Below are 13,145 nucleotides of genomic sequence, written 5' to 3'. Positions count from 1 at the left end.
ATGGCAACTCATGAACACTATTACGTACCGGCCCAGAGCAAATGGCCGATCATTGCCACCGCCGGCATGCTCACCACCGTGTTCGGCCTGGCCACCTGGTTCAACGACCTGAAAGCGGCGCGGCCAGACTCCCACGGCCCGCTGATCTTTTTCGTCGGTGGCCTGCTGCTGGCCTACATGCTGTTCGGCTGGTTCGGTACGGTGATCAAGGAAAGCCGCCAGGGGTTGTACAGCGCACAGATGGATCGCTCGTTCCGCTGGGGCATGAGCTGGTTCATCTTTTCGGAGGTGATGTTCTTCATCGCCTTCTTCGGCGCGCTGTTTTATGTGCGTAACATTTCCGGCCCGGCGCTCGGGGGTGAAGGGGTCAAAGGCATCGCTCATATGCTTTGGCCGAATTTCCAGTTCGCCTGGCCATTGCTGCACACCCCTGACCCGAAACTCTTCCCGCCGCCCAAGGAAGTCATCAGTCCCTGGGGCCTGCCGCTGCTCAATACCGTTTTGCTGGTGAGTTCCAGCGTCACCGTGACCATCGCCCACCACGCCTTGAAGAAAGGCCATCGCGGCGCGCTGAAAATCTGGCTGGCGCTCACCGTATTGCTGGGGTGCGGATTCCTCGGCTTTCAGGCCGAAGAGTACATCCATGCTTACCACGAACTGGGCCTGACCCTCGGTTCGGGCATCTACGGCGCGACGTTCTTCATGCTCACCGGCTTCCACGGCGCCCACGTGACCATCGGCACCATCATCTTGTTTGTGATGTTGATGCGGATCATGCGCGGGCACTTTGACGCCGAGCACCAGTTCGCGTTTGAAGCGGCGAGCTGGTACTGGCACTTCGTGGACGTGGTGTGGATCGGTCTGTTCGTTTTCGTCTACGTGCTCTGAGGCTTTACCAAGGCGCAGTAGAGACCAACTGGCCGCTGAAAAAACCCCAGGCAATCAAGCCGACGGTAATGGCGGCCAGGGCAACACGAACACTCAAGGCAATGACGAGGCGGTTCGAGCTGCTGTCGTCCTTGACCAGAAAAAACAGGCCGCTGAACAGGCTGACAACCGTGGCAATCAGCATCAGGACGATGGCTGCTTTGAGCATGGTGAGACTCCGGGGGAAAGGCGATGCACTTGAGTATAGCTATCGCGACTAGCGACTTTCTGGCGACGCCATGAAGCGCTTTCGGCCGGGCATCGTACCGACCCTGGTGGTCGCGGTGTTGTTGCCCATGCTGGTGTCACTGGGGTTCTGGCAATTGAGCCGGGGCGCAGAGAAAAGCGCGCTGCTGCAAAGCTACACCGAGCGCCGCGCAGCTGAACCGACGGCCAGCACCGAGCTGCAACACACCGCAGATCCGGCCTTCCGCCGGGTTCACCTGCACGGCCAGTTCGATGCCGCACACAGCCTGTTGCTGGATAACCGTCAGCGCAACGGTAAGGTCGGGGTCGAGCTGCTGCAACCGTTTCAGGACCAAGCGACCGGGCTCTGGTTGCTGGTCAATCGCGGCTGGCTGCCGTGGCCGGATCGCCGCACCCCACCGCAATTCACCACACCGACTCAGGCCTTGAGTCTTGATGCCTGGGTCTACGTCTCCCCCGGCGCCACCTTCCAATTGCACGCCGACCCGAATACCACCTCGTGGCCACAACTGGTGACCGCAGTTGAACCGGCCAAGCTCTGGACGGCGCTGGATCGTGAAGGTTTTGCTTACGAAATACGCGCAGAAAACGGCCCCGCGTCCTACCAGGCCGATTGGCCGGTGGTGGCCATGGGGCCGGAAAAACACCTGGCTTATGCCGTGCAGTGGTTCGCCATGTCGATCGCCCTGTTCGGCCTTTATCTCTATCTCGGCTGGCACAACGCAAAGGAGAAACACCATGGGAGCGGCCATGAATCCACCCGGCATGTCTGAGGCGAAAACGCCGGCGAGTCGGCGCAAAGGTCGCTTGCAGTTGCTGCTGATCCTGCTTGGAGTGATCGGTCCGATGATCCTCGCCACCGGCATGTACAAATTGCAGTTCTGGGTGCCGGAAGGTCGCAGCTATCACGGCGAATTGATCGGCAACGGCCAGACCCGCGCCGAACTCGGCGTGCAGGCACAAGAGGACCGCTGGCAGATATTGGTCACGGCGCCCAAGGATTGCTCGGTGGACTGCCAGCAACTGGTGTATCTGGCGCGGCAGATCCAGATCGGCCTCGGCCGTGATGCCGGGCGCGCCAGTCATGCCTTGGCCGCGGCACAACCGCTGAGCAGTGAATACGACGCCAAGCTGACGCGCGAGTATCCTCAACTGCAACGGTATCCTCTGGACCTCGCCACCTTCAGTACCTTCAACAAAACCGCCGGCACCGGGGACAAGACCGTGCCACAGCTGTGGATCATCGACCCTCACGGCAATCTGGTGCTGCGCTACGACCCGACGGTGAAGGGTAAGGATCTGCTCAACGACCTGCGTCATCTGCTGAAACTGTCGAACATCGGATAAGGGCATCGTCATGGCCAAACCTGGATTTCGCCTCGCGCTGTTTGCCACCTTGCTGGCACTGATTGTGGTGTTGCTCGGCGCTTACACCCGCCTGACCCACGCCGGCCTCGGCTGCCCGGACTGGCCGGGTTGCTATGGCTTTATCAGCGTGCCGAAAAACGAAGTTCAATTGGCCCATGCCGAACTGCATTTTCCCGACGCTCCCGTCGAAGCCCATAAGGGCTGGAACGAGATGGTTCACCGCTACTTCGCCGGCACGCTGGGGCTGCTGATCTCGGTGCTGGCGGGTCGCGCCTGGGTCCATCGTCGTCATCCGGGGCAACCGGTGAAGTTGCCGTTGTTCCTGCTGGCCGTGGTGTTCGCCCAGGCAGCGTTCGGCATGTGGACGGTGACGCTCAAGCTCTGGCCGCAAGTGGTCACCGGGCATTTGCTCGGTGGTTTTGCGACGTTGAGCCTGCTGTTTTTGCTGACATTGCGATTGTCCGGCGTGTTGCCGGCGCTGACCGTGCCACGGCGTTTGCAATACTGGGCGACCGCTGGGTTGCTGCTGGTGATCCTGCAAATTGCCTTGGGTGGATGGGTCAGTTCCAACTACGCGGCGGTGGCCTGTATCGACTTCCCGACCTGTCATGGGCAATGGCTGCCGCCTGCGGACTTCGCCAACGGTTTTCACCTGACTCAACACATCGGCCCCAATTACCTCGGCGGGCAACTGGACAGCGATGCCCGCACGGCGATTCATCTGACTCACCGCATCGGCGCATTGCTGGTGACCCTGGTGTTGCTGGGGCTGGCCTGGCAACTGAAGGTGGTCGGCATGACGCGCTTGGCGGGGCTGGTGTTGATCGCACTCGCCGCGCAAATCACCCTCGGCATCAGCAATGTGCTGTTTCACCTGCCGCTGCCAGTGGCCGTCGCGCACAACGCGGGCGGCGCGGCGCTATTGCTGACGATGGTGCTGGTTAATTATCACGCGCGAACCAGTCTGGTTCGGGTCAAGCAGCAACCCCCTGCGCGCTGGCGGTTCAGCCCGCGCAAACACTCAGCCGGGCCCATAACAATAAAAGGAGAGATGCCATGGCGACTCTGATCGGCGCACGTCACAGTCAAGCGATCTGGCGTGACTACCTGGAGCTGACCAAGCCGAAAGTGGTGGTGCTGATGCTCATCACCTCGCTGGTGGGGATGTTCCTCGCGACCCGCGCCGGGGTGCCATGGACGGTGCTGGTGTTCGGCAATCTGGGGATTGCGCTGTGTGCCGGCGGTGCGGCGGCGGTGAATCATGTGGTGGACCGACGCATCGATGCGGTCATGGCCCGCACGCACAAACGTCCCTTGGCCGAAGGCCGGGTGTCGCCAGCGGCCGCGCTGACGTTTGCCTTGGTATTGGCGGTGCTTGGGCAAGCCGTACTGCTGGCCTTCACCAATCCACTGACGGCGTGGCTGACCCTGGCCTCGCTGCTCGGCTATGCGGTGGTCTACACCGGTTTCCTGAAACGCGCGACGCCGCAAAACATCGTCATAGGCGGCCTGGCTGGAGCCGCCCCGCCACTGCTCGGCTGGACCGCCGCCACCGGCCACGTCAGCGCCGAACCCCTGTTGCTGGTGCTGATCATCTTCGCCTGGACCCCACCACACTTCTGGGCCCTGGCCATTCACCGCAAAGAGGAATACGCCAAGGCTGACATCCCGATGCTGCCGGTGACCCATGGCGAGCACTACACCAAGGTCCACATCCTGCTTTATACCTTCGCGCTGCTGGCCGTGAGCCTGATGCCGTACGTGATCCACATGAGCGGTGTGCTCTACCTGATTTGCGCGCTGGGACTGGGCGCGAGGTTTCTGCAATGGGCCGTGGTGCTGTACCGTGGCACTCGGCCGCACGCGGCGATCAACACGTTCAAGTACTCTATTTACTACTTGTTCCTGCTGTTTATCGCGCTGCTCGTAGACCACTACTTACTGTTGAACCTATGACTCGAACTCAGAAAACCGTCTTCATCCTCGTTGCCCTGATCGCGCTGGTCCTGGGCCTGACCATCAACAAAGTGCTGTCCGGTAAAGGCCAGGGCGACCCGACGGCTCTGATCGATGCAGGGATCATTCTGCTGCCGCAAAGCCGCAACCTGCCGAACGTGACGATGACCGACCAGGACGGCAAACCGGTGGCGGTCAACGAGCTGAAAGACAAATGGTCGCTGCTGTTCTTCGGCTACACCTTCTGCCCGGACATCTGCCCGACCACCCTCGCCCAGCTGCGCCAGATCAAGAGCGAACTGCCGCCAGAGGCTGTGGCCAAGTTGCAGATCATTCTGGTCAGCATCGACCCGAACCGCGACACGCCCCAGCAGCTCAAGCAGTACCTGGGCTACTTCGATCCGCAATTCAAAGGGCTGACGGCCTCGTCGGTGGAAGACATTCAGACACTGGCCAACGCGGTGAGCATTCCGTTCATTCCGGCGGATACCGGTAAACCGAATTACACCGTCGATCACAGCGGCAACCTGGCGGTGATCGGGCCGGACGGGACGCAGCGTGGGTTCATTCGGGCGCCGTTGAACAACGTGAAATTGGTGGCGCAGTTGCCGGTGATGCTTAACCGCAAATAAGCACCACATCCCCTTGTGAGAGCGAGCCTGCTCGCGATGGCGTCGGTACATTCAACATCTATGTCGACTGATACACCGCTATCGCGAGCAGGCTCGCTCCCACAGGGGACTGTGTTTCAGGCAAAAAAATGGGGCGCATTCAATGCGCCCCATTTTTCGTTCAAGCGGTAGATCAGAACGCAGGCAGTACCGCGCCTTTGTACTTCTCGAGGATGAAGGCTTTTACTTCCGGGCTGTGCAGGGCAGCAATCAGCTTCTTCATCGCTTCGCTGTCCTTGTCGTCTGGACGGGCCACGAGGATGTTCACGTAAGGCGAGTCGTTGCCTTCGATGACCAGCGCGTCCTTGGACGGATCAAGTTTGGCTTCCAGCGCGTAGTTGGTGTTGATCAGCGCCAGGTCGACCTGGGTCAGCACGCGCGGGATGGTCGCGGCTTCCAGTTCACGGAATTTCAGGTCCTTGGAGTTCTCGGTGATGTCCTTGACGGTCGCGAGGATGTTGTTCGAATCCTTCAGCTTGATCAGGCCAGCCTTCGCCAGCAGCAACAGCGCACGGCCGCCGTTGGTGGCGTCATTCGGGATTACTACGTTGGCGCCGCCTGGCAGCTCGGTCAGCGCTTTGTACTTGCTGGAGTAAGCGCCCAGCGGCTCCAGGTGCACGCCGGCAACGGCGACCAGGTTGGTGCCCTTGGCCTTGTTGAATTCATCGAGGTACGGCTGGTGCTGGAAGAAGTTGGCGTCCAGACGTTTTTCGGCCACCTGCACGTTCGGCTGGATGTAGTCGGTGAAGACTTTGACCTTCAGGTCCACGCCTTCTTTGGCCAGGGCCGGTTTCACGAATTCGAGGATTTCTGCGTGCGGGACCGGGGTGGCCGCGACGGTCAGGGTTTCATCGGCCTGAGCAGAGAACGCTGCAACGGCTGCGAGCGCTACGAGTAATTTTTTCATTCAGCTAACTCCTTGTGGGTACTCGCTTGCGACGCCGGTCTTCGGCGCCTGCCAGCGAATGGCCGGCTCATGACTTATTGACGTGAACGCTTTATTTTCTGGAGAAATGGACAACCAGTTTGTCGCCAACGGTTTGCAGAACCTGAACGATCACCAGCAGCAACATCACCGTCACGACCATCACATCAGGTTGGAAACGCTGGTAACCGAAACGGATCGCCAGGTCGCCCAGACCACCCGCGCCGACCACACCCGCCATCGCCGTGTAGGACACCAGTGTAATGGCTGTCACCGTAATCGCCGCGAAGATGCCCGGGCGGGCTTCCGGCAGCAAGGCATTGGTGATGATCTGCCGCGTCGTCGCGCCCATGGCCTGGGTCGCCTCGATGATGCCGCGATCCACTTCACGCAGAGCGGTTTCCACCAGTCGCGCGAAGAATGGCGTAGCGCCCACCACCAGCGGTGGAATCGCACCGGCGACACCGAGGGAAGTACCGGTGATCAACACAGTGAACGGAATCATCACAATCAGCAGAATGATGAACGGCAGCGAACGCAGGATGTTCACCACCAGCGACAGCATCGCGTAGACGCCTTTGGCTTCCAGCAACTGACGCGGGCTGCAGAGGAACAACAGCACGCCCAAAGGCAGGCCGAGCAAAACGGTGAACAACAGCGAACCGAAGAGCATCAGAAAGGTATCGCCGGTGGCCAGCCAGATTTCGAACCAGTCGATATTGACGAAGAAACTTGTCAGGACTTCCATCAGCGCAGCACCTCCATGTGGACGTCAGCTGCGGTGAAGTGGGCGAACGCCGCGTCCATGTCGCCACCGGTAACGGCCAGGGTCAACTGCCCGTAGGGCACGTCTTTAATGCGATCGATACGACCGGCCAGGATGCTGTAGTCCACACCCGTTTCCCGAGCGACGGTGCCCAGTAGCGGTGCGTAGGTCGCTTCGCCCTGGAAGGTCAGACGCACGATGCGGCCTGGAACGTGAGCGAAGTCATCGCGCTGTTCGCTTTCGTCGATCTGCTCGTCTTCTTGCACGAAGCGCTTGGTGGTCGGGTGCTTCGGATGCAGGAACACCTCGGCCACCGAACCTTGCTCGACGATCACGCCAGCGTCCATCACCGCGACCTGGTCGCAGACCCGGCGGATCACGTCCATCTCGTGGGTGATCAACACGATGGTCAGCTTCAGCTCGCGATTGATCTCGGCCAGCAATTGCAGGACCGACGCAGTGGTCTGCGGGTCCAGTGCGCTGGTGGCTTCGTCGCACAGCAGGATTTTCGGCTTGGTCGCCAGGGCGCGGGCAATGCCGACGCGCTGCTTCTGGCCACCGGACAACTGCGCCGGGTACTTTTTGGCGTGGTCGGACAGGCCGACCCGCTTCAGCAATTCGGCCACACGCCGGTCGATGTCGCTGCGCGACAGTTCACCGGCCAGGGTCAGCGGCAGCGCGACGTTGTCGGCCACGGTCTTGGATGCCAACAAGTTGAAGTGCTGGAAAATCATCCCGACCTGCTGACGGAAGCGCCGCAGGCTGTTGGCGTCGAGCGCGGTGACTTCTTCGCCGTCGACGAATATCTTGCCGCCACTGGACTCTTCCAGGCGATTGATCAGACGCAGCAGGGTACTTTTTCCCGCGCCGGAATGGCCGATCAGACCGAAGACCTGACCGTTCTCAATCGTCAGACTGGTCGGATGCAGGGCGGGAATATCCTTACCGGCGACGCGGTAAGTTTTGTGGACGTTTTGAAACTCGATCACGTAGCGAACCTTGTGGGGCGCGTTGGAAAAGGGTCAGCGGTTAGCCGGGCGCGCATTTTAGCCTGTCCGTATAGAGGTTATTAGCATTTATTCCGCATTCAACCTTCCATTTGGCAATAACGCGATCAAAGGTTAGAAAAAAGGAACGGCGCAAAACGTCATCAGTCACTAATTAGGCAACTCGAAAACGCCCCCGGTCCGTGCCTGGGGTATTGCTCAAAAGTCCGGCTACGGCGGGAATCGCAACGAGGAGTTTTGTCTGATGAGTACTAAAAAACCTGCCGCCCCAAAAAGCGCATTGGCCGGGACCGATACCCCGGACCGCAGTAACACCAATGCCAAGCTCGACAGCCTGGAGCCCTTTCGCTCCGACGCGACTGAACAGGCCCTGCGCACCAACCAGGGCGTGAAAGTCTCGGACAACCAGAACACGTTGAAGGTCGGCGCCCGCGGGCCATCGCTGCTGGAAGACTTCATCATGCGTGAAAAGATCACGCACTTTGACCATGAACGCATTCCCGAGCGCATCGTCCACGCCCGCGGCACCGGTGCTCACGGCTACTTTCAGACTTATGAAACCCATTCCGTGCTGACCAAGGCCGGGTTCCTACAAGACCCAAGCCAAAAAACCCCGGTCTTCGTCCGCTTCTCCACGGTGCAGGGCCCTCGTGGCTCGGGCGATACCGTGCGCGACGTACGAGGTTTCGCGGTGAAGTTTTTCACCGACGAAGGCAACTTCGACTTGGTGGGCAACAACATGCCGGTGTTTTTCATTCAGGATGCGATCAAGTTTCCTGACTTCGTGCACGCGGTGAAACCCGAGCCGCACAATGAGATACCCACCGGCGGCTCAGCTCACGATACCTTTTGGGATTTTGTCTCCCTGGTACCGGAGTCGGCGCACATGGTGATCTGGACCATGTCCGACCGGGCGATCCCGAAAAGCCTGCGCAGCATGCAAGGCTTCGGCGTGCACACCTTCCGCCTGATCAACGCCGAAGGTAAATCGCGCTTCGTCAAATTCCACTGGCGCCCCACTGCCGGGACGTGTTCGCTGGTGTGGGATGAAGCGCAGAAACTCGCCGGTAAAGACACGGATTACCACCGTCGCGATCTCTGGGAGTCGATCGAGATGGGCGACTACCCGCAATGGGAACTGGGCGTACAGATCATCGAGGAGGAAAACGAACATAAATTCGACTTCGATATCCTCGACCCGACCAAGCTGATTCCGGAAGAATTGGTGCCGATCACCCCGTTGGGCAAAATGACCCTCAACCGTAACCCCGATAACTTCTTCGCCGAAACCGAACAGGTCGCCTTCTGCCCTGGGCATATCGTGCCGGGGATCGACTTTTCCAACGACCCATTGCTGCAAGGTCGGCTGTTTTCCTACACCGATACGCAAATCAGCCGACTCGGTGGGCCGAACTTTCACGAGATCCCGATCAACCGCCCGGTGGCACCGTTCCACAATGGTCAACGGGATGCGTTGCATCGCAGCACCATCGACAAGGGCCGCGCGTCCTACGAGCCGAACTCCATTGATAGCGGGTGGCCGAAAGAAACGCCGCCGGCAGCCCAGGATGGCGGCTTCGAAAGTTATCCAGAGCGCATCGACGCCAACAAGATCCGTCAGCGCAGCGAGTCGTTCAGCGACCACTTCTCCCAGGCGCGGCTGTTTTTCCACAGCATGAGCAAGCACGAGCAGGAGCACATCATCTCGGCTTACAGCTTCGAGTTGGGCAAGGTTGAGCGGGCGTTCATCCGCGCGCGCCAGGTGAATGAGATTCTGGCCAACATCGATCTGGAACTGGCTAAGCGCGTGGCGCAGAACCTGGGGTTGCCAGCGCCCAAAGCGGGGACGATCGAAGTGCGCAAAACCTCACTGGATCGCTCGCCGGCCCTGAGTCAGGCCAACTTGCTGCCGGCGGATATCAAAACCCGCAAAGTGGCAATCCTGGCAGCCAATGGCGTCGATGGTGCAGCGATTGAGGCAATGAAGAAGGCGCTGAAGGCCGAAGGTGCGCACGCCAAACTGCTCGGCCCGACGTCTGCGCCTGTGACAACCGCCGATGGCAAGACGCTGCCGGTCGATGCGTCGATGGAAGGCTCGCCTTCGGTGGCGTTCGATGCGGTGTTTGTGCCCGGTGGCGCGGCGTCGATCAAGGCGTTGAGCACTGACGGTGTGGCGCTGCATTACGTGCTGGAGGCGTACAAGCACTTGAAGGCGATTGCGCTGCAGGGCGAAGCCAAACAGTTGCTGGATGTGTTGAAGCTGGAGGCTGATGCGGGGTTGATCGTGGGGGCGGATGCGAAGTTGATCAAAGCGTTTTTTGCCGCGATCGGACAGCATCGGGTGTGGGACAGAGAGCCGAAAGCCAAGGCGATTCCGGCTTAACGTTTTGTATCGATAGAGAGGACGCCTTCGCGAGCAGGCTCGCTCCCACAGGATTTGTGGTTGACCACAGATTTGTGTTCACCCCGAGACACTGTGGGAGCGAGCCTGCTCGCGAAGCTTTTAAGGCTTGCGAGGGCTCAAAACCATCTGCGCCGGCACGTTGCGCAGAATCTGCTTCTCCAGATTCAGATCAAAATCCGCATCGAGTTTCTTCACCCGCTTGGTCAGCAACGTGGCCAACCAAGGGACGTCCTGGGTGCGTGGCGCCTGAATACTCACGTCGCACTGGTAATTCACCACATCGGCGGCGATCGCATCCAGTTGGCGACGAAGCTTCGTCATATCAGTCAGGTTCAATGCAACCGTGGTGCTTTCAGCCGTCGGATCAATGACTTTGGCCTGCGGCTTGGCTTCAGCAGCCATGAGCGCAGCTTCGGCTCTATCCAGCTCGGCTTTGCGGGCATTGACGATGGCGTTGTTGACCCCACCGGTCAGCGCCGGAGCCTTTGGCATCAACGCCCGGGCCCGGGCCAGCGCCGTCGCGGCGGCATTCACATCGCCTTTTTGCAGCACGATCTGACTGCGGCGCAGATAGGCTTCGGCCAGTTGCCGCTGGTATTGCTCAAGGGATTGATCGTTGGGCGACTCGGCCTGCAAGGCAGCGAGTTGATCTTCGGCAGTCGCCAGCTCACTGCTGGCGAGGCTTTGTTCCAGCTGTGCGATGGCCGTGGCCCGTGCACCGGTAGCCTCGGTGGCCGCCGGTGGCGTGCTTTGGCAAGCGCCCAGTAGCAGCGAAAATGCGACAAGGAGCAGATAACGGGAGGCGAACGGCTTCATTCCTGCGACTCTCTATTTGCGCAAAAAACGAGCAAGTCTACACCCCTCGACGGGGCAGGACAAAACTCAGCAGAAACAGTGCGGCGGCCGTCACAACAATCGATGGGCCCGCCGGGGTGTCCTTGAACCACGACAGCGCCAGCCCGCCACAGACCGCGAGCATACCCAGCAGGCTCGCGCCCAGTGCCATCTGCTCCGGTGACCGGGCGTGACGTTGTGCCGCAGCCGCCGGGATGATCAGCAAGGACGTAATCAGCAACACACCGACGATTTTCATCGCCACAGCGATCACCACGGCAATCAGCAACATCAGGGTCAGGCGCAACGCCGCCACCGGCAGACCTTCAACCCTGGCCAGTTCTTCGTGCACCGTGATTGCCAGCAATGGCCGCCACAACGTCACCAGCAAGGCCAGAACGGCCGCGCTGCCGCCGAGTATCCAGGCCAGATCGGTCGGGCTGATCGCCAGCAAGTCGCCGAACAGATAAGCCATCAGGTCGATCCGCACTTCGTGCATGAAGCTTAGTACGACCAGGCCCAAAGAGAGCGTGCTCGGTGCGAGAATTCCCAAAAGCGTGTCGGACGCCAGCGGTTGGCGCTGTTGCAAGGTCACCAGCAACACCGCCAACAGCAGGCAGCCTACGGTGACCGCAACGGTCGGGCTGACATCCAGCAGAAAACCCAGTGCCACGCCGAGCAGCGCGGCATGGGAAAGGGTGTCGCCGAAGTAGGCCATGCGCCGCCAGACCACGAACGAACCCAACGGGCCCGCGACCAACGCCAGGGCCAGACCTGCAAGCAGGGCGTAGAGCAGAAAATCAGCCATGCTTGCAGCTATCTCCGTGAACGTGGGTAGGGGCCGACGGGGCCGCGCTGACCACCGAGCCATGCAAGTCATGGGCGTGGTCGTGATGGTGGTGATAAATCGCCAGGCTTTGTGCGTTCTTTCCGAACAGCTCGACGAAAGCCGGATCGCCGCTGACCTGCTCGGGATGCCCGGAGCAGCAGACGTGACGGTTGAGGCAGACCACCTGGTCGGTGGTACTCATCACCAGGTGCAGATCGTGGGACACCATCAACACGCCGCAGCCGTGACGGTCACGCAATCGTGTGATCAGGCTGTAGAGCTCGGCCTGACCGGCCACGTCAACGCCTTGCACAGGTTCGTCGAGCACCAGCAGTTCCGGCTCACGCAGCAATGCCCGGGCCAGCAGCACCCGCTGCATTTCGCCACCGGAAACACTTTGCACCGGGCTGTCGATCACCTGTTCGGCGCCGACTTCCTTGAGTGCCGCCAAGGCCATGGCGCGGTCCACGCCTGGCACCAGACGCAAGAAGCGCAGCACCGACAGCGGCAGCGTCGGATCGACGTGAAGTTTTTGCGGCATGTAACCGACCCGCAGTTTCGGCTTGCGCCACACGCTGCCACTGTCCGGTTTCAACAGACCGAGTACAGCGCGCACCAGCGTGGTCTTGCCGGCGCCGTTAGGGCCGATCAGGGTGACGATCTGCCCCGGCTCGACGCTCAGCTCGATGTTATCCAGCACGTTTTGCCCGGCAAAGGTGACAGCAACCTGCTCGAGGCGGATCAGCGCGTTGCTCATCAAACCCCCTGGCAACCTGAGCAGAGGCCGACCACTTCAACGGTCTGGCCTTCCACGACAAATCCGACATCCTTGGCGCTACCGATGATCGCGTCGCTGATGGATTTCTGTTCGAGCTCGATGGCGGCGTGGCATTCACGGCAGATCAGAAACTGGCCCTGGTGGGCGTGTCCAGGTTGATTGCAGCCGACGAAGGCGTTCAGCGAGGAGATGCGGTGTACCAGGCCGTTTTCCAGCAGAAAATCCAGCGCACGGTACACGGTCGGCGGCGCCGCACGGCGGCCGTCCTGCTCGCTGAGCACCGCGAGAATGTCGTAGGCACCCAACGGTTTGTGGCTTTGCCAGACCAGTTCCAGCACCCGCCGGCGCAAGGCGGTCAGGCGCAGGCCTTGACGTGCGCACAGAACATCGGCCTCAGACAATGCGCTATGGACGCAATGAGAGTGGTCGTGGGGACGGCTGGCAATCGGTGTTTTAGGCATGAGCGGCGACGA

General features: G+C 60.5%; 15 protein-coding genes. 7 read left to right on the top strand and 8 right to left on the bottom strand.

Annotated features, from left to right (window positions below):
* Positions 1-888 (top strand): cytochrome c oxidase subunit 3, encoded by an 888-nt coding sequence (locus ACYZTW_RS01300; protein WP_462003432.1) that lies wholly within the window; start codon positions 1-3, stop codon positions 886-888.
* Between the two features lie 4 nt (positions 889-892).
* Here ACYZTW_RS01300 and ACYZTW_RS01295 read toward each other — a convergent pair whose 3' ends face one another.
* Positions 893-1,096, bottom strand: coding sequence for a twin transmembrane helix small protein (locus tag ACYZTW_RS01295; protein ID WP_094469789.1), 204 nt, complete (start codon positions 1,094-1,096; stop codon positions 893-895).
* Positions 1,097-1,166: 70 nt separating this feature from the next.
* Here ACYZTW_RS01295 and ACYZTW_RS01290 point away from each other — a divergent pair, with 70 nt between their 5' ends.
* The 5 genes from ACYZTW_RS01290 to ACYZTW_RS01270 are packed head-to-tail and all read left to right on the top strand — an operon-like array spanning position 1,167 to position 5,090.
* Entirely contained in the window at positions 1,167-1,907 is a 741-nt protein-coding gene (locus ACYZTW_RS01290) for an SURF1 family protein (protein WP_462003431.1), read from the top strand.
* A complete protein-coding gene (locus ACYZTW_RS01285; RefSeq protein WP_462003430.1) occupies positions 1,873-2,481 on the top strand; it encodes a hypothetical protein in 609 nt (202 codons plus the stop codon). The genes ACYZTW_RS01290 and ACYZTW_RS01285 overlap by 35 nt, the downstream gene beginning before the upstream one ends.
* Before the next feature lie 10 nt (positions 2,482-2,491).
* Positions 2,492-3,571: a COX15/CtaA family protein gene (locus ACYZTW_RS01280; RefSeq protein ID WP_462003429.1), complete on the top strand. Its 1,080-nt coding sequence runs from the start codon at positions 2,492-2,494 to the stop codon at positions 3,569-3,571.
* Entirely contained in the window at positions 3,559-4,458 is a 900-nt protein-coding gene (gene cyoE / locus ACYZTW_RS01275) for a heme o synthase (RefSeq protein ID WP_140676021.1), read from the top strand. Before ACYZTW_RS01280 ends, cyoE begins: the two co-directional genes overlap by 13 nt.
* On the top strand, positions 4,455-5,090 hold the full coding sequence (locus tag ACYZTW_RS01270) for an SCO family protein (protein ID WP_462003428.1): 636 nt from the start codon (positions 4,455-4,457) through the stop codon (positions 5,088-5,090). Before cyoE ends, ACYZTW_RS01270 begins: the two co-directional genes overlap by 4 nt.
* Before the next feature lie 172 nt (positions 5,091-5,262).
* Here the strand turns inward: ACYZTW_RS01270 and ACYZTW_RS01265 are convergent, their stop codons facing one another.
* The 3 genes from ACYZTW_RS01265 to ACYZTW_RS01255 all read right to left on the bottom strand — a co-directional run bounded on the left by ACYZTW_RS01265 (position 5,263) and on the right by ACYZTW_RS01255 (position 7,809).
* Positions 5,263-6,036 (bottom strand): MetQ/NlpA family ABC transporter substrate-binding protein, encoded by a 774-nt coding sequence (locus ACYZTW_RS01265; RefSeq protein ID WP_462003427.1) that lies wholly within the window; start codon positions 6,034-6,036, stop codon positions 5,263-5,265.
* 91 nt (positions 6,037-6,127) lie between these two features.
* Positions 6,128-6,802 (bottom strand): methionine ABC transporter permease, encoded by a 675-nt coding sequence (locus tag ACYZTW_RS01260; RefSeq protein ID WP_033059807.1) that lies wholly within the window; start codon positions 6,800-6,802, stop codon positions 6,128-6,130.
* A complete protein-coding gene (locus ACYZTW_RS01255; RefSeq protein ID WP_462003426.1) occupies positions 6,802-7,809 on the bottom strand; it encodes a methionine ABC transporter ATP-binding protein in 1,008 nt (335 codons plus the stop codon). Before ACYZTW_RS01255 ends, ACYZTW_RS01260 begins: the two co-directional genes overlap by 1 nt.
* Before the next feature lie 262 nt (positions 7,810-8,071).
* Between ACYZTW_RS01255 and katE the strand changes: the two genes are divergently transcribed.
* Positions 8,072-10,210, top strand: coding sequence for a catalase HPII (gene katE / locus ACYZTW_RS01250; protein WP_462003425.1), 2,139 nt, complete (start codon positions 8,072-8,074; stop codon positions 10,208-10,210).
* Between the two features lie 120 nt (positions 10,211-10,330).
* Here katE and ACYZTW_RS01245 read toward each other — a convergent pair whose 3' ends face one another.
* Genes ACYZTW_RS01245 through zur form a run of 4 tightly spaced genes read right to left on the bottom strand, consistent with a single transcriptional unit; the run spans position 10,331 to position 13,133 of the window.
* Positions 10,331-11,047, bottom strand: coding sequence for a PA5502 family lipoprotein (locus tag ACYZTW_RS01245; protein WP_462003424.1), 717 nt, complete (start codon positions 11,045-11,047; stop codon positions 10,331-10,333).
* Between the two features lie 37 nt (positions 11,048-11,084).
* On the bottom strand, positions 11,085-11,873 hold the full coding sequence (znuB, locus tag ACYZTW_RS01240; protein WP_046044875.1) for a zinc ABC transporter permease subunit ZnuB: 789 nt from the start codon (positions 11,871-11,873) through the stop codon (positions 11,085-11,087).
* Positions 11,866-12,651: a zinc ABC transporter ATP-binding protein ZnuC gene (gene znuC / locus ACYZTW_RS01235; RefSeq protein WP_095126769.1), complete on the bottom strand. Its 786-nt coding sequence runs from the start codon at positions 12,649-12,651 to the stop codon at positions 11,866-11,868. Before znuC ends, znuB begins: the two co-directional genes overlap by 8 nt.
* Positions 12,651-13,133 carry a zinc uptake transcriptional repressor Zur gene (zur, locus tag ACYZTW_RS01230; protein ID WP_462003423.1) on the bottom strand — a complete coding sequence of 161 codons (483 nt, stop codon included), beginning with the start codon at positions 13,131-13,133 and terminating at the stop codon, positions 12,651-12,653. Before zur ends, znuC begins: the two co-directional genes overlap by 1 nt.
* Between the last annotated feature and the right edge of the window lie 12 nt (positions 13,134-13,145).

Source organism: Pseudomonas sp. LB3P25, assembly GCF_054897985.1.
The sequence above is the reverse complement of the archived record's forward strand: the minus strand, read 5'-3'. Positions and strand labels throughout refer to the sequence as shown.